Source organism: Mycetocola sp. Y719 (assembly GCF_056713205.1).
Genome location: NZ_JBWYGY010000005.1, coordinates 150,564 through 166,592, shown reverse-complemented (window position 1 = coordinate 166,592; position 16,029 = coordinate 150,564). Strand labels below are relative to the sequence as shown.

Sequence of the window (16,029 nt, the reverse complement as noted above, 5' to 3'; positions counted from 1 at the left end):
TCGAGAGATATCGCGGCGCAGCGACCGGACGCCCTGCACGCGACATCCTCCGCTGTGAACATCTGACGAATTGTGTCACGCACGAAGGCATCGCTACCGATGAGACCTCCGTTCGGGCTAGCCTTGCACCATGCCTGAGCTGAGACTTGAAGAACTGTCCGCCTCCACGATCGTCGCGGTCAACGCACTGACGCTCAAGCCCGGCCAGGAACAGTTCGTCGCCCCCGTGTCCTATTCGGTCGCCGCGGCCGTCGTGAACCCGGAGACGAGCTGGCAGCGTGTCATCCTCGACGGAGACGAGGTCGTCGGCTTCGTCCAGGCGAACTTCGACCCAGAGGGCCAGGACGAGTTCACGAGCATCCTCTGGCGAATCAACGTCGACGCGGACGACCAGGGCCGTGGCGTCGGCACCTATGCCGTCAAGGCACTCAGCGAAGAGGCCGCAGCGCGCGGCTTCGATCACGTCAACGTCATCTACGAACCGGGCGAGTCCGGGCCGGAGGCTTTCTTCCTCCGCGTCGGCTTCGAGCCCGTCGGCGAAACGCAGTATGGCGAAACAATCGGCGTCCGCAAGCTCTGATCCCGGGCGGCTGTCCCCCGACGATTTCGTCGAGGCGGTCCTCGACGTGGCCGCTTCCATCCCGCCAGGACGCGTGATGAGTTACGGCCAGCTCGCCGCGACGCTCGGCTCGAGGTCAGCCCGCGGTGTCGGGCGCGTGATGGCGCACCACGGCAGCGAGGTGCCCTGGTGGCGGGTCGTCCGCGCCGGCGGCCTTCCTCCTTCGGGACATGACGCCGAAGCGCTCGAGCACTACCTGGCCGAGTCGACGCCGATGGCGGCGATGGCGGACGGCGGTTACCGCCTGACACGGTCGGCGTTCCTGTGAGGAACGGCACCGTTGAGTCGCAGCGTGCGACGCCTGCGCGTGCCAAACGGCTTCGCGCGGGTGTTTTCACACCCGCGCGAAGCCGGAACACCCGCGTCGGCCCGCTCTAGACGAGCGACTCCCTCCACGCCGCGTGCAGCTGGGCAAACCGCCCGGTACCCGAGATGAGGTCGCGGGGTGTCCCGTCCTCGACGATCCTGCCGTGCTCCATCACGAGCACGCGGTCGGCGATCGCGACCGTCGACAGCCGGTGGGCGATGATCACGGCCGTACGGTCGGCGAGCAGGGTCTGCAGTGCCTCCTGCACGAGACGCTCACTCGGGATGTCGAGCGACGCCGTCGCCTCATCGAGGATGAGCACGGACGGGTCGGCCAGGAACGCGCGCGCGAAGGAGATCAGCTGGCGCTGCCCTGCTGACACCCGCCCTCCGCGCTTGTTGACGTCGGTCTCGTAGCCGTTCGGAAGCGAACGGATGAACTCGTCGGCTCCGACGGCCTTCGCCGCCGCGGTGATCTCGTCAGCCGTGGCATCCGGCTTGCCGATGGCGATGTTGTCCGCCACCGAGCCTGAGAACAGGTACGCCTCCTGCGTCACCATGACGATGGCCCGGCGCAGGTCCTTCGGATGAAGGTCACGCAGGTCCACGTCGTCGAGCGTCACCGTGCCGTCCGTCGGGTCGTAGAACCGCGAGATCAGCTTGGCGAGTGTCGATTTCCCGGCACCGGTCGAGCCGACGAGCGCGATCGTCTGCCCGGCGGGGATGTCGAGGGTGAAGTTCGGCAGCACGACGGTGTCGTCCTTGTACGCGAAGGTGACCTCGTCGAAACGTACGTGGCCGTGCGCCGTCCACAGGTCGACGGGCTGGACCGGGTCCGGCACCGTCGGCTTCTCCTCGAGCACGCCGGAGATCTTCTCCAGCGCGGCCGCTGCTGACTGGTAGGAGTTGTAGAACATCGCCATCTCCTCCATCGGGTCGAAGAAGCGCCTCGTGTAGAGCACGACGGCCAGCAGGGCACCGATGGCGAGCGAACCGTCGACGACACGGAAGGCACCGACCAGCAGGACGGTGGCGACCGCGATGTTCCCGATCAGCACCAGCCCGGGGTCGAACACGCCGAACAGCTGGATGACGCGAGCGTTCACGTCGCGGTAGTCCTCGACGAGACCGCCGAACTCCTTCTCGTTGCGCTTCTCCTTGCGGAACGCCTTCACGGCACGGATGCCTGTCATCGTCTCGACGAACTGCACGATCACCCGTGCAGATGCGACGCGCGACTGGCGGAACAGGACCTGTGACCGCTTCTGGAACCACCGGGTCAGGAAGTACAGCGGGATGAGCGCGCCGAGCAGCACGAGGCCGCTGGTGCCGTCGAGGAGGAACAGCGCGATTCCCGTGAACAGCATGTAGAGGAACCCGGACACGAGCTGGTTGATGCCTGAGTCGAGCAGCTCACGAATCGCGTCGAGGTCGCTCGTCTGGCGCGAGATGATCCGCCCAGACGTGTAGCTCTCGTGAAACTCGAGGCTCAGCTTCTGCGTCTGCAGGAAGACGCGCTTCCGCAGGTCGATGAGGATGGCCTGGCTGATCCGCGCGCTGAGCACTGTGTACCACGCGATGAGCCCCGCTCCCACGATCCCGGTGACGAGGTAGATGGCGACGATGAGGAACGTCGGCATCCAGTCACCCTGCTCGAGCACGGCGGGGAGGCCGCGGTCGATGCCGAACGCGATGAGGGCAGGCCCGGCGACCTGCGCGGCCGTCGACACGACGACCACGAGCATGGTGAGTACGACGCGCAGCCGGAGAGGGCGCAGCAGCGACCCGAGCAGGCGCAGCGAGCGCTCCCGGATCTGGGCGCTCTCACCTTTGGTGAAATCGTCGCGTTCTTCGCCCTCGACGCCCTGTACTGAAACGTTGGTCATGCGCCCGCCTCCACGGTGTCGGCGTCGACACTGGACTCGTCGAGCCTCTTGTCGATCTGATCTGCTGCTTCGCGCTTCTCCTCGTCTTCGAGGCTGGAGATCACGAACTTGTAGTGCTCACTCGTGGCGAGGAGCTCGCTGTGCCTGCCGACGGCCGTCACCTTCCCGTTCTCGAGCAGTGCGACGCGGTCGGCGAGCATCACCGTCGACGGCCTGTGCGCGACGACGAGCGCGGTGGTCGACGCGAGCACGCGCCGCAGGGCCGCTTCGACGAGCGCCTCGGTGTCGACGTCGAGCGCCGACAGCGGGTCGTCGAGCACGAGGACTGCCGGCTTGGCAGCGACGGCTCGGGCGAGGGCCAGGCGCTGGCGCTGTCCGCCTGACAGGCTCAGTCCTTCCTCACCGACCATGGTGTCGACCCCGTCGGGCAGGTCGCGCACGAAGTTGGCCTGTGCGATGTCGAGCGCCTCGTCGAGGACGGCTTCCCCTTCGGCGCTGCGCGGGTCGAGGTCGCCACGACCGAGCAGGACGTTGTCGCGGACGGATGCCGAGAACAGCGTCGCATCCTCGAACGCCATCGCGATGTGCCTGCGCAGGTCTTCCCTTGACAGGTCTCGGATGTCGACGCCGTCGAGGGTCACAGCACCGCCTGTCACGTCGTACAGCCGCGTGGTCAATGCCGTCAGCGTCGTCTTCCCCGATCCGGTCAGCCCCACGAGCGCCATGGTCTCCCCCGGCTCGAGTGTCAGGGTGACACCGTTCAGCAGGTCGGGGAATCGTTCGGGCGAATCCTGGTAGCGGAAGTGGGTGTTCTCGAAGCGGAGTCGGCCACGCACATCCGCGATGGTCTTCGGGTGCTCAGGGTCGGTGATCGTGTTCCGGGTGTCGAGCACCTCGAAGAACCGGTCTGTCGCCGTGCGCGTGTCGAAGGTCATGGAGAGCAGGAAGCCGATCGACTCGATCGGGAACCGGAGCACCGTGGCTGTCGCGAAGAACGCGAACAGCTGGCCGACGCTGATCTCACCGGCCGACGCGAGCCACACACCGGTGAGAAGACACAGCGCGAATGCGACGTCCGGCAGAAGCAGGAGCCACAGCCAGATGCCCGCGATCGCCTTGGCCTTCTCGATCTCGGTTCCTCGCAGGCTCTCCGCCTGCGACTCGAAGTTGCGCAGGGCGTACTTTCCCCGGCCGAACGCCTTGAGCACGCGGATGCCGTGGACGGACTCCTCGACGGCGGTCGCGAGGTCACCTGCCTGGTCCTGGCTGCGCCTGGCGATGATCGAGTACTTCTTCTCGAACACGAAGCCGTAGATCCAGATCGGAACGGCCAGGGTCAGGAAGATCGTGCCGAGCAGCCAGTGCCAGTAGAACAGCACGACGGCGCCGATCACGATCGTGACGGTGTTCACGACGAGGAGGACGAGGCCGAATGACAGCCAGCGCCGGATGAGGTTGAGGTCACTGACCGCCCGCGACAGGAGCTGGCCGGACTGCCAGCGGTCGTGGAATGACACCGGAAGATCCTGCAGCCGCGCGTACAGGGCGTTGCGCATCTCGGCCTCGACGTATGTGCCCGGCTTGAGGACGAACCAGCGCCTGAGCGCGATCATCACGGCTTCGATCACGCCGAGTCCGAGCACGGCGAGCACCGCCCACCAGATCTGCGACGTGTCACCGGTCGACAGCGGTCCGTCGACGAGTGCCTCGAGGATCAGCGGAATGCACAGGGCGACCAGGCCGGCGGCGAGAGCGGCCGCCATGCCCAGGGAGATGCGCGGCAGGGCCTTGCGGGCGTACGGGAGGATTCGCCAGAGCGCAGCCGCCGTCGACAGCTCGGACTTGTGGGACTTCTTGTCGTCGGGATGACGAGACATGTGTGGACTGATCTTCCTGCGCGGCCACGGCGGGCAGCGCGGTAAATTCCCGGGAAAAGGGGATGCGTCACCAAGGGTGAACGTCGAACGGAGAGGGAGGATTCCGACAGAACCGGAATCAAGCGCAGGGTCGCGCCGAAGCGCTGTGCGACCGGGTTATGAACCCGGTAGGGCCGGTCGGCGTGCGCCGAGCGCACCACGGACTGAGACGTGGGAAACCGTCGACCTTGATGTCGGCGATGTGATGTTGTACGTCATGACAGTCCTCCTCAACCGGTTCTGCGTCACTCCACTGCCCCGCGAACCGGCAGGACCGGAACCGCGACAGCCTTTCACCCTATGCCCAAGCCAGCCGGTTGGGCAAGAACTTTTTTCCGGGTCAGCGCACCCGGACCGAGAGGCAGGTGACGCAACCCTCGAGCTTCTCGAATTCGCTGATGTCGACGGGAACGACGGTGTAGCCGCGATCCTCGAGCAGCGCTGCGGTCGCGGGTGCGGCGGCGGAGAGCAGCACGGTGTCGTCGGCCAGCACGACGACGGCGACGCCCTCGCGCTCGGGGACGGCCAGGAAGTGCGGGAAGAAGGCCGGGTCGTCGACGAGGTCGGCGTGGCCGAGGATCGTTCCGTCCGGGAGGGCGGTCACGCTGCTCTTGAGGTGCAGTGCCTTCGTCACAGGAACGACGACGACGGTGTAGCCGAGAGGCGCGGCGATGGCGCGGAGCTGGCGGATGCCGTCGGCGTTGGTCCGGCTGGACCGGCCGACGTACACGGTCGATCCGACCTTCAGCACGTCGCCACCCTCGAGGGTGCCGGGGCTCATGATCCGTTCGATGCGCAGTCCCAGGTCCCGAGCGGCGTCTTCAGCGGCCTCGGCCTCTTCGCGGCGGCTGTCCGTCCCCGCGCGGGCGACGACGGCGGTGTCGCCGAGCAGGACGAGGGTGTCTTCGACGAAGACGGAGTCGGCCAGTGTGTCGGCGAACGCGACCTCGCTGGTCGCCCAGCCGTTCTCGACGAGTGCCGCGACATAGCCGTCCCACTGCGTGTCAGCGAGTTCGGTGTCGACCTCGGCGCGTTCCAGGTGGGTGAGCTGGCCGTCTGCGAGGTTGCCTGCAGGCATCCTGACCAGCGCGATGCGGCGGTCAGTGGCGTGCGGCGCCGTGCGGAAGGCGAGCGAACGGTTGTACACGGAGCGACCGATGGTCGCGGCAAGAATGGTGACGACGATGACGTAGACGCCGTTGATGGTGAGGAACGAGCTCCACAGGTAGGTGATCGCCTCGGCATCGAGGGCTGAGCCCGCGGCCATGATCGTGATTCCTGAGCCGATCAGGCAGGCGACGATCCCGGTGAACAGTCCTGCCGCGAGTGCCGTGTACCAGCGGACCAGGCCGCCGATGAGGGCGAAGACGAACAGCAGGAGCACGGTGAAGACGCTCGACAGGAAGTAGAAGTCGCTGACCTGGCCGATCACCGCCGCCTGGTACTGCTGCGCGACGTAGAAGAGGAAGACGCTCGCCGCGTGGGTGACGACCGCGACGGTCAGAGCGGCCAGGATTGAGGAAACGAGCCGGCGGCCCCACGAAACAGTCATGCTGCAGAGCCTATCTCCCAGGGGGAGCCGCACCGTGCGCGTGCGACTCCCCCTGCGTGACGTGGAGCGGTTTCAGAGCCCCCTCATCGGCGACTCAGTGGAAGAAGTGGCGTTCCCCGGTGAAGTACATGGTCACGCCGGCCGCCTGCGCGGCAGCGATGACCTCGGGGTCGCGTACGGAGCCACCCGGCTGCACGACCGCACGGACGCCGGCGTCGAGGAGCACCTGCAGCCCGTCGGCGAACGGGAAGAAGGCGTCGGATGCCGCAACGGATCCGGCTGCGCGGTCGCCTGCGCGGGTGACCGCGAGCTGGCAGGAATCGACCCGGTTGACCTGACCCATCCCGACTCCCACGGATGCCCCGTGGCTGGCGAGCAGGATGGCGTTCGACTTGACCGAACGGCAGGCCTTCCAGGCGAAGGAGAGGTCGGCGAGCGTCTCGGCGTCTGCCGGTTCACCGGCTGCGAGCGTCCAGGTGGAGCTGACGGCCTCACGCGGGAATCGGTCCGCCTGCTGCACCAGGATGCCGCCGGAGACCTGCTTGGCCTCGAGAGGTTCGGGGGTGAAACCCTCCGGCAGCTGAAGCAGGCGCAGGTTCTTCTTGGTGCGGAGGACATCGAGTGCGTCCTCATCGAAGCCGGGGGCGACGAGGACCTCGGTGAAGATCTCCCTGATGGTCTCAGCCATCTTGAGGGTGACCATCCGGTTGGCTGCGATCACTCCGCCGAAGGCCGAGACGGGGTCACACGCGTGGGCACGGCTGTGCGCCGAAGCGATGGCGTCTGGGGCCTTCGGGGCGGCGACAGCGATGCCGCACGGGTTGGCGTGTTTGATGATCGCGACGGCCGGCTCGGAGAAGTCGTAAGCGGCACGCACGGCGGCGTCGGCGTCGACGAAGTTGTTGTAACTCATCTCCTTACCGTTGAGCTGCGTCGCCTGGGCGATGCCCTGCCCACCCGAACGCAGGTAGAGCGCTGCTTCCTGGTGCGAGTTCTCGCCGTACCGGAGCACGTGGGCCAGTTCGGCCTGGATCGTCAGGGACGCACCGAAGCCCTCGGCGGTGTCGGTGAACCAGCCGGCGACTGCTGTGTCGTACGCGGCGGTGTGGGAGAAGGCACGCGCGGCGAGGTCGCGGCGCTGTGTGAGTGTGGTTCCGCCGGAGTTCAGGGCGTCGATGACCTCCCCGTAGCTCGCCGGTGACACGACGATGGCGACGTTCGGGTGGTTCTTCGCGGCGGCTCGCACCATCGCGGGGCCGCCGATGTCGATCTGCTCGACCACGTCGTCGTTCTCGGCGCCGCTGGCGACGGTCTCGACGAACGGGTACAGGTTGACGACGACGAGCTGGAACGGCTCGACGCCGAGGTCATCGAGCTGCTGCTCGTGCGACGCGAGCCTGAGGTCGGCGAGGAGCCCGGCGTGGACGGACGGGTGCAGCGTCTTGACGCGCCCGTCGAGCGATTCGGGGAATCCGGTCACGTTTGCCACGTCGACGACGTCGAAGCCCGCGTTGCGGATCGTCTGCGCGGTCGAGCCGGTGGAGACGATCTCCACGCCGGCGCCGGCAAGCGCCCTGGCGAGGTCGAGAAGGCCGGTCTTGTCGCTGACCGAGATCAGTGCACGCCTGATCGGGACGAGGTCGCGTTCCCGGTAGAGGCTCTTGTCGTGGCTGGGGCCTGCCATGGTGTTACTCCTTGATTGAGGCGGGAAGGCGTCGGGTCGACAGCGCGCTGAGGTCGAGGCCGTTGGCGATGTCGAGGACGGTCTGCACGAGCAGCCGGCGTTCGACGGGTTTGATGCGTTCGTGCAGTTCGTGCTCGGTGTCGCCCGGGAGGACCGGGACGCGTTCCTGAACGATGATCGGGCCCTGGTCGACTCCGTCGTCGACGACGATGATCGATGCCCCGGTCTGCTCGACGCCGGCGCGGATGGCGTCGCGGACACCGTGGGCGCCGGGGAACTCGGGGAGGTAGGCCGGGTGGGTGTTGATGAGGTTGGGCGCGAGGGCGCCGACGACGTTCGGCGGGAGCAGGCGCATGAGCCCGCTGAGGACGACGAGGTCGGGGCTCCAGACCGCGATCTGCTCGAGGAGGGCGGCGCCCCACGCGTCCCTCGACTCGTATGAGCTGTATGGGACGACGAATGAGGGGATGCCGAACTCCTCTGCGTGTGCGAGGCCCGTCGCTGCGCGGTCCGCGCCGACGGCGACGACCCTGGCCGGATACTCAGCGTCGGCAGAGGCTTCGAGGAGCGCACGGAGGTTGGACCCCGTGCCCGAGATCAGCACGACGATATTCAGCACGCGGCAATTCTACCGGTGACCGCGCGATCGGGCTGCCAGATGTCCGAGCGACGCCTCACCGCACGCGGTCGGAGGCTCGCATCGACGGCACCGGTTCAGCGTGTGACGTGTGAGTGGAACCGGATGCCATGCCGATCGCGGCGGCGATCGTCACCTCGGCTGCGGCGAAAGCTGCCACCAGCCAGGGGTTTGGGCCCACCTGCACCAGGCGGCCAGGCCCGATCGCGCCTCCGGAGATCCAGGCCAGCAGGCCGAGCAGGACTCCGGCAACAACTCCGATCCCGACAGCCGCGAGGAGCAGCCTCCCGACCAGCGGACGCCCGCTGAGAGCGCTGACCAGCCGGGGCCTGACGAGCGTGGCCGCAAAGAACCCGATGAGCACGGGGACGAGGAGTCCGAGGAATCCGAAGGCGAAGTCTCCGCTGGGCACTGCGCCGAGGATGGGGAGCCCAGGCACGGGTCCGACGATCGTGTTCACGGGGGAGATCGCACTCCCGGCCCCGAGCGCGAAGCCCGGGCCGACCAGCCACGATGCGGTCCACACGACGAGGTTGGGAACGAAGGCGATCTGCGCGAGAGTCGTGGCTGCACCGCCGGTGACGCCGAGCTGGGCGCCCTGGTAGAGGCTGGTCACGAGTCCGAAGTTGACGAGGAGGAGCAGACCGAGAAATACGGCGGACACCGCGATGATTCCGGTGACGGCCGCGAACCCGCCGCGGACGGCAGCGGAGAACACGGCACGATCGAACCGGTCGAAGCGCTCGTCGAGGCGTTCCCGGATGCGCGACACGAGACGTCCGATTCGCCCGCCCTGACCCCCCGGCATCCGGTGCCACCCTCTGACCACCCCGATCGTCAGGCCGACGCCATAGACCAGACCGGGCAACAGGAGCGACTGGACGATCGACGGCCGCAAGACCTCGTCGAGGGCGCTGAAGGCGGCGAGACCGCCGAGGAGGACGACGGTGACCAGCCCGGCGAGGACGGCGCTCTGCCAGTAGCGCGTCGCGACGGACCTGACGCCCGCTCGCGCACCCATGACGACGGTGAACGCCGTCAGGGCGAGCGGCGCGATCGTCAGGAAGAACGGCTCAGCAGCCGCAGGGAGGCCTGTACCGGCCACGACGGCCGAGGGAAGCACGACCCGGATGTCGACGCCGTTCCCGAGGAGCCAGATGTCGACGGCACCCCGCCAGAACACGAACCAGTCGACGGAGAACCCGTATTCGACGGCCCAGAGCAGGGTGAGCGGGACGAGTGAGATGCCGATGCCGATGGCCACAGTGATGAGGGCCTCGAGCGCGGCGAGCATGGCGAGCGTTGTACGGTTCATTCGACTCGAAGTTTAGCTGGCATGCCGGTGGTGCCCGGCCGGAACACGACGAAGGGCGGCAGTTTCCTGCCGCCCTTCTGTGTTGCCTGACCTACAGTCCGGCGATGATCTCCCGCATGAGCCGGGCTGCCTCGCTCGGCGTCTTGCCGACCTTGACTCCCGCGGCCTCGAGGGCCTCCTGCTTGGCCGCTGCGGTTCCCGCAGAGCCAGAGACGATGGCGCCGGCGTGGCCCATGGTCTTGCCCTCGGGTGCTGTGAAGCCGGCGACGTAACCGACGACGGGCTTCGTGACGTGAGCCTTGATGTAGTCGGCTGCGCGCTCCTCTGCGTCTCCGCCGATCTCACCGATCATCACGATGGCCTTCGTCTCGGGGTCGGCTTCGAATGCGGCGAGCGCGTCGATGTGCGTCGTTCCGATGATGGGGTCTCCACCGATGCCGATGGCCGTTGAGAAGCCGATCTCGCGCAGTTCGTACATCATCTGGTAGGTCAGGGTGCCTGACTTCGAGACGAGGCCGATCGGACCCTTGCCCGTGATGTTGGCCGGGGTGATGCCGACGAGGGCCTCACCTGGCGTGATGATGCCTGGGCAGTTCGGACCGATGATCCTGGTCGTGTTGCCCTTCTTCTGTGCGTACGCCCAGAACTCGGCCGAGTCGCCGACAGGGACACCCTCGGTGATGATGACGAGCAGCGGGATCTCGGCGTCGATGGCCTCGATGACGGCGTCCTTGGTGAAGGCAGGGGGGACGAACGCGATCGACACGTCTGCGCCGGTCTTCTCGATGGCCTCAGCGACGGTACCGAAGACGGGCAGTTCGACGTCACCGTGCAACACGGTGGTGCCGGCCTTGCGTGCGTTCACTCCGCCGACGACGTTGGTGCCGGCCTTGAGCATCAGCGCCGTGTGCTTGGTGCCTTCACCGCCGGTGATGCCCTGGACGATGACCTTGGAATCCTTGTTGAGGAAAATTGACATTTTTTCGTTCGTCCTTTTACTTCGAAGCCAGCTCGGCGGCCTTGTCGGCGCCTTCGTCCATGGTTGCGGCGAGGGTGACCAGCGGGTGGTTGGCCTCGTTGAGGATGCGTCGGCCTTCTTCGACGTTGTTGCCGTCGAGGCGGACGACGAGGGGCTTGTTCGCGGCTGAGCCGAGCTCGGCGAGTGCGCCGACGATGCCCTTCGCGACTGCGTCGCAGGCGGTGATGCCTCCGAAGACATTGACGAAGACGCTCTTCACCTGCGGGTCGCCGAGAATGACGTCGAGGCCGGCTGCCATGACCTCAGCGGATGCTCCGCCTCCGATGTCGAGGAAGTTGGCCGGCTTCACGCCGCCGTGGTTCTCACCGGCGTACGCGACGACATCGAGCGTCGACATGACGAGTCCTGCGCCGTTGCCGATGACGCCGACTTCACCGTCGAGCTTGACGTAGTTGAGGTCGGCCTGCTTGGCCTTGGCCTCGAGCGGGTCTGCGGCGTCCTTGTCCTCGAGCTTCGCGTGCGATGCGTGGCGGAATCCGGCGTTCTCGTCGAGCGAGACCTTGCCGTCGAGGGCGACGATGTCGCCTTCCTCGGTGAGAACGAGCGGGTTGACCTCGACGAGAGTCGCGTCTTCGCTCTTGTAGACGTTGTACAGCTTGACGAAGACGTCGGCGACCTTGTCGACGAGTTCTGCCGGGAAGTTCGCGGCGACAGCGATCTCACGCGCCTTGGCGGCGTCGATGCCGTCGAGCGGGTTGACCTCGATCCGCGCGAGGGCTTCAGGCTTCTCGACTGCGAGAACCTCGATCTCCATACCGCCCTCGACGCTTGTGAGCGACAGGTAGGACCGGTTGGCCCGGTCGAGGAGGACCGAGAAGTAGAACTCCTGGGCGATGCGTGCGCCGCCTGCGACCATGACGCGCTTGACGACGTGGCCCTTGATGTCGAGGCCGAGGATGGCCTTCGCTGCCTCGTATGCCTCGTCGGGGGTCTTGGCGACCTTGACGCCGCCGGCCTTGCCGCGGCCTCCGACCTTCACCTGGGCCTTGACGACGACGACGCCGCCGAGCTTCTCAGCTGCCGCGCGCACCTCCTCCGGCGTTTCCGCGACGATACCCGGCAGCACCGGGACCTCGTATTTTTCGAACAGGTCTCGTGCCTGGTATTCGTAAAGATCCACGTGGGTTTCCGTTCCGCTGAGTGCATTGCTGATGTTCGCGTTGGGTGGCGGTCCCGGCGTGAGGGTATCTCGATGCCGAGAGAATTTTGGCCGGTTCCACTCTACTTCGTTGCGGAAGAGCGTGAGCACGCCGCAGAATCCGCTGGACTACAGTTGCCCGGGTGAGCACTCTCCGCGATATGGCCGGCGACGCCGTCCTCATCGCGGGTGGCGGGCGGGCGATTCTGCTGCAGATCGCTGAGCCGGCGGTCGGCGCAGGCGTCGCTGCGCACAGTGATTTCTCGTCTCGACCCCTCGACAGGCTCCACGCCACACTGACCTTCGTCTACACCCAGGTGTACGGCACCGACGCCGAGAAGGACCTGGTGGCGCGGCGTGTCAATCGGGCCCACGCGCCGGTGAGCGGGGACGGGTCAGCGGATGCCCCGCCATACTCCGCATTCGACCCTCACCTGCAACTCTGGGTCGCAGCGACGCTCTACGACACGGCCACGCGGGTGCATGAGCTCATCTATGGCCCGCTCGACGATGCGGCGGCCGACGAACTGTATGCGGAGTATTCGATCATCGGAACGGCATTGCAGATGCCTGCGGAGCTCTGGCCGGAGGACCGTGCTTCGTTCCGGGCCTGGTTCGACGACCACGTCGAGGAACTCCAGGTGACACCTGCGGCACGGGCCGTGTGCTGGCAACTCCTCACGGCTCGCTCGGCACCGGTGTGGGTGCGCGCCCTTCTTCCTGTCGTTCGCCTGGCGACAGCCGGGCTGCTGCCTCCCCGCCTCCGCCGCCCGTACGGCTTCGTCTGGACGCCGAAGCAGCGCAGACGGTTCGACCGGATGATCCGTGTCGCCCGTTTCGTCTGGCCGAAGATCCCCCGAGGCATCCGTCACCTGCCTGTGCGGTTCTACCTGGGGCGGTTCCGCGCCTCCACGGGCGGCTGATTGCGCGTCCGGCGCCGGTGGCTGACGTGGTCGGCGGCGACAACTGCCGCGAGGATCAGGTTCGCGATCCAGCTGAGCGTCAGTGGGGAAACGGTGGAGAAGGTGAAGAAGAGCAGAGCCAGCGCGCCCGCGCCGACGAGGTGGGAGAACTGCCACGGCAGGCCGACGGCACGCTTGAACAGGAAGTTGCCGATCAGGTAGACCGTGCTCGAGCCGCAGATGAGACCGGCCGTCCACCGTTCGACTGCATCCCCGCCAGCGCCACCCAGGGGATGGGCAAGAACCATCTCGTCGGCCACCGCGGTCAGCAGAATGCCGACCACGAGTAGTAGCGGAATGTAGGTGTATGCCACCTGCGCGACAAGTCCTGGTTTCTCGGCCTCGCTGATGAAGTCGCGTCCACCCTCCTGGCTGTGGTTGAAGTAAAGCAACCACATCAGCACGGTGCTCGTGAAGGCGGCCAGGAACGAGAGCATGTCCAGCGGGCTGAGCGTGCTTTCGGCGAAGGACCGGCCGGTGACGAGAATCGACTCTCCGAGCACGATGATGAGGAACAGGCTCACCCGTTCGGCGAAGTGCTCACCCGAGACGTTCCACGTCTCGGCGTCGGAGCGTCCGAGACCCGGAACATGGAACCGTACCCGGGGACCGATCATCGCAATGACAATGGCTACAGCCCAGATCCACAACCGCGTCTCTTCCGACATGAAGGCTCCACCCAGCCACAGCAGGCCGGTGCCGACATTCCAGATCGCGATGCGCACGAAGTTTCTGGCGTTCTCCGGACGTGACCTTCGGAAGGCGATCGCCGCGAAGACGCTCCGGCCAAGCTGAAGCGTGACCAGGCTGGCCGCGAACAGGATGGCGTGCTCACCGAACGCGTCCGGAATGGCACTCGACATCAGTACGCCCAGCAGCATCAGCACGAAAAGCATGCCGCGCACGCGGGGATTCTCCGGGTTGAGCCAGTTGGTCACCCACGTCGTATCGACCCACACCCGCCAGACCGCAGCGATGAGAATCAGGGTCTGGAGAAGGGTGACGAGATCGGGGTGGTCGATCAGGGAATGCGAGATCTGCGTGACCGCGAAGACGAAGACGAGGTCGAAGAAGAGCTCGACGTAGGTGACGCGGTGTGCGTCGGCGCCTTCGGTCGGACGCAGCAGGCTGCCGGGTTCCCGCTTCGAAGAATTCATGTCCGTCTCCAGATCGTCGTGCACCCGCTGTCATCCTGCCACCCGCGAAGCGGCCACGCCGGGAACCGGCCGGTCACATCGAATGAGCTGACCCGTTGGCGGCGTCGATGTTCAGGGCACGCGGCGGCTGACCCACCCTGCGAACAGGGCGTGCAGCAGTGGCAGGACGGAGATCGCCATCAGCACCGTGCCGAAGACGGCGTCGTCGGCACGCAGAATGATGCCGCCGAGGAAGAGCGTGGCGAACAGGATCGCGGAGATCACCCGTCGGGTCGTGCGTTCGAGGCTGCCGATGCGCCGCTCGAGTCGGGGATTCTGTACCGAGAACCGGCCCTCGTCGATCCGCGTGGTGAGCTCGTCGAGTCGCTGCGGGAGCCGGGCGACCGTGCCGGCGACCGAAACGGCCTGCTGTGCGAACGACTGGACGACGTTGCCGCTTTCCTGGCGGATCAGCTGACCGGCGTACGGTTCGACGGCATCCCAGATGTTGAAAGCGGGGTTGAGCGAACTGCACATTCCAGACACCAGGGACATCGCACGGATGACGAGCAGGAAGTTCTCGGGGAACTGGAACGGGAGCGAGCGCACGACGTCGCCGAACTCGATCGCGAACGCCCGGAACTCGCGCGGATCCACCTCAGCGAGCTCGGCGAAGCCCATGCCGCCGAATCGAGCGAACAGCGTGGTCATCGCCCGTTCGAGCTCGGCGGTGTCCGCGGACGGCAGCAGAACGCCGACGTCGCGGATGCCGTCCACCATGCCCTTTCCGTCACGCGACGCCGCAGCGATGAGCACCCTGCGCAGGCCCTTCCGGAGTCCTGGGGGCACCTCGCCCATCATCCCGAAATCGATGAAGGTGAAGTGCCACGCGCGCATGTCTGGCTCGCTGTCGCCGGTCTCGCGGTGAGGTGTCACGAAGATGTTGCCCGGGTGCGGGTCCGCGTGGAAGAACCCGTCCGTGAAGAGCTGGTCGAACATGACGGATGCGAAGTCGATCGCGACCTCGGCGGGGTCGATTCCCGCGGCCCTCAGACCGTCGAGGTCGTTGATCTTGATCGCAGTGACATCCTGCAGCGTCAGCACGCGCCTGGTCGTGCGCTCCCAGACGATCTCGGGAACGCTGACCCGCGAGTCGCCGGCGAAGACCTCCGCGAAGCGCTCGGCGTTCGCCGCCTCGTGCAGGTAGTCGATCTCCTCGCGGCTCGTCGTTGCGAACTCTTCGACGAGGGACGGGGCGTCGACGCGGTCGGAGACGAGCCGGATGCGGCTCAGCCAGCCCCCGACACGGCGGAGCGCCCGCAGGTCGACGTCGACGATCAGGTCGATGCCCGGCCTCTGGATCTTGACCACGACATCGCGCAGTCCGGTGTCCTGGGCATCGGCATCCGCCAGCGTCGCCCGGTGCGCCTGGCCAAGCGATGCCGCCGCCAGAGGCACCGGGTCGACGAACGAGTACGCACGTTCGAGCGGGACGCCGAGCTCTGCCTCGGCGAGAGCCCGGATGGCGTCGAACGGCACGGGCGGGACCTCATCCTGCAGCCCCTCGAGTTCCTTCGTGATCTCGGGCGGCAGCACGTCGAGGCGCGACGACATGAATTGTCCGACCTTGATCATGAGTCCACCGAGTTCGACGGCGAGCGCGTGGAAGCGCTGTGCGATGCGCTGCAGTCGCGCCGCCCTGCCCCGCGCGGCGAGTCCGCCGAGACCGATCCGGGGAAGGAACAACTCGAACCACCACGTCTGGACGAGGTAGCGCGCGGCGAACCGCGTGATCCTGCGGTACCGGGCACGCAGCCTACCGGCGTCGGTCATCGAATC

The 16,029-nt window shown here is 66.8% G+C and carries 13 protein-coding genes; 3 read left to right on the top strand and 10 right to left on the bottom strand.

All coding sequences use genetic code 11. The annotated features are described in order from the left end of the window. The first annotated feature begins 130 nt into the window (after positions 1-130). Together AC1M0F_RS16290 and AC1M0F_RS16285 are read left to right on the top strand one after the other, a co-directional pair. Entirely contained in the window at positions 131-580 is a 450-nt protein-coding gene (locus AC1M0F_RS16290; RefSeq protein WP_480239309.1) for a GNAT family N-acetyltransferase, read from the top strand. After that, positions 549-887, top strand: a complete 339-nt coding sequence (locus AC1M0F_RS16285; protein ID WP_480239308.1) for an MGMT family protein — start codon at positions 549-551, stop codon at positions 885-887. The genes AC1M0F_RS16290 and AC1M0F_RS16285 overlap by 32 nt, the downstream gene beginning before the upstream one ends. A 106-nt stretch (positions 888-993) precedes the next feature. Here the strand turns inward: AC1M0F_RS16285 and AC1M0F_RS16280 are convergent, their stop codons facing one another. From AC1M0F_RS16280 to sucC, 8 genes are all read right to left on the bottom strand, one after another. Next, on the bottom strand, positions 994-2,811 hold the full coding sequence (locus AC1M0F_RS16280; RefSeq protein WP_480239307.1) for an ABC transporter ATP-binding protein: 1,818 nt from the start codon (positions 2,809-2,811) through the stop codon (positions 994-996). Further along, positions 2,808-4,688, bottom strand: a complete 1,881-nt coding sequence (locus AC1M0F_RS16275) for an ABC transporter ATP-binding protein (protein WP_480239306.1) — start codon at positions 4,686-4,688, stop codon at positions 2,808-2,810. The genes AC1M0F_RS16280 and AC1M0F_RS16275 overlap by 4 nt, the downstream gene beginning before the upstream one ends. A 379-nt stretch (positions 4,689-5,067) precedes the next feature. Continuing rightward, the gene (gene ddaH, locus AC1M0F_RS16270; RefSeq protein ID WP_480239305.1) at positions 5,068-6,279 is read right to left on the bottom strand and encodes a dimethylargininase; all 1,212 of its coding nucleotides are present in this window, start codon (positions 6,277-6,279) and stop codon (positions 5,068-5,070) included. Between the two features lie 94 nt (positions 6,280-6,373). Then, positions 6,374-7,963: a bifunctional phosphoribosylaminoimidazolecarboxamide formyltransferase/IMP cyclohydrolase gene (gene purH, locus AC1M0F_RS16265; protein WP_480239304.1), complete on the bottom strand. Its 1,590-nt coding sequence runs from the start codon at positions 7,961-7,963 to the stop codon at positions 6,374-6,376. Between the two features lie 4 nt (positions 7,964-7,967). Continuing rightward, positions 7,968-8,582, bottom strand: a complete 615-nt coding sequence (gene purN / locus AC1M0F_RS16260; RefSeq protein ID WP_480239303.1) for a phosphoribosylglycinamide formyltransferase — start codon at positions 8,580-8,582, stop codon at positions 7,968-7,970. 55 nt (positions 8,583-8,637) lie between these two features. After that, on the bottom strand, positions 8,638-9,915 hold the full coding sequence (locus tag AC1M0F_RS16255) for a cell division protein PerM (protein WP_480239302.1): 1,278 nt from the start codon (positions 9,913-9,915) through the stop codon (positions 8,638-8,640). Positions 9,916-10,006: 91 nt separating this feature from the next. After that, complete coding sequence (gene sucD, locus AC1M0F_RS16250) at positions 10,007-10,894, bottom strand: succinate--CoA ligase subunit alpha (protein ID WP_480239301.1); 888 nt, start codon at positions 10,892-10,894, stop codon at positions 10,007-10,009. A gap of 16 nt (positions 10,895-10,910) precedes the next feature. Continuing rightward, a complete protein-coding gene (sucC, locus tag AC1M0F_RS16245) occupies positions 10,911-12,074 on the bottom strand; it encodes an ADP-forming succinate--CoA ligase subunit beta (protein ID WP_480239300.1) in 1,164 nt (387 codons plus the stop codon). Positions 12,075-12,235: 161 nt separating this feature from the next. Here sucC and AC1M0F_RS16240 point away from each other — a divergent pair, with 161 nt between their 5' ends. Beyond that, the gene (locus tag AC1M0F_RS16240; protein WP_480239299.1) at positions 12,236-13,015 is read left to right on the top strand and encodes an oxygenase MpaB family protein; all 780 of its coding nucleotides are present in this window, start codon (positions 12,236-12,238) and stop codon (positions 13,013-13,015) included. Here the strand turns inward: AC1M0F_RS16240 and AC1M0F_RS16235 are convergent. Beyond that, on the bottom strand, positions 12,979-14,211 hold the full coding sequence (locus AC1M0F_RS16235; RefSeq protein WP_480239298.1) for a low temperature requirement protein A: 1,233 nt from the start codon (positions 14,209-14,211) through the stop codon (positions 12,979-12,981). The genes AC1M0F_RS16240 and AC1M0F_RS16235 overlap by 37 nt on opposite strands. Before the next feature lie 111 nt (positions 14,212-14,322). After that, a complete protein-coding gene (locus tag AC1M0F_RS16230) occupies positions 14,323-16,023 on the bottom strand; it encodes an ABC1 kinase family protein (RefSeq protein ID WP_480239297.1) in 1,701 nt (566 codons plus the stop codon). Positions 16,024-16,029 lie beyond the last annotated feature (6 nt).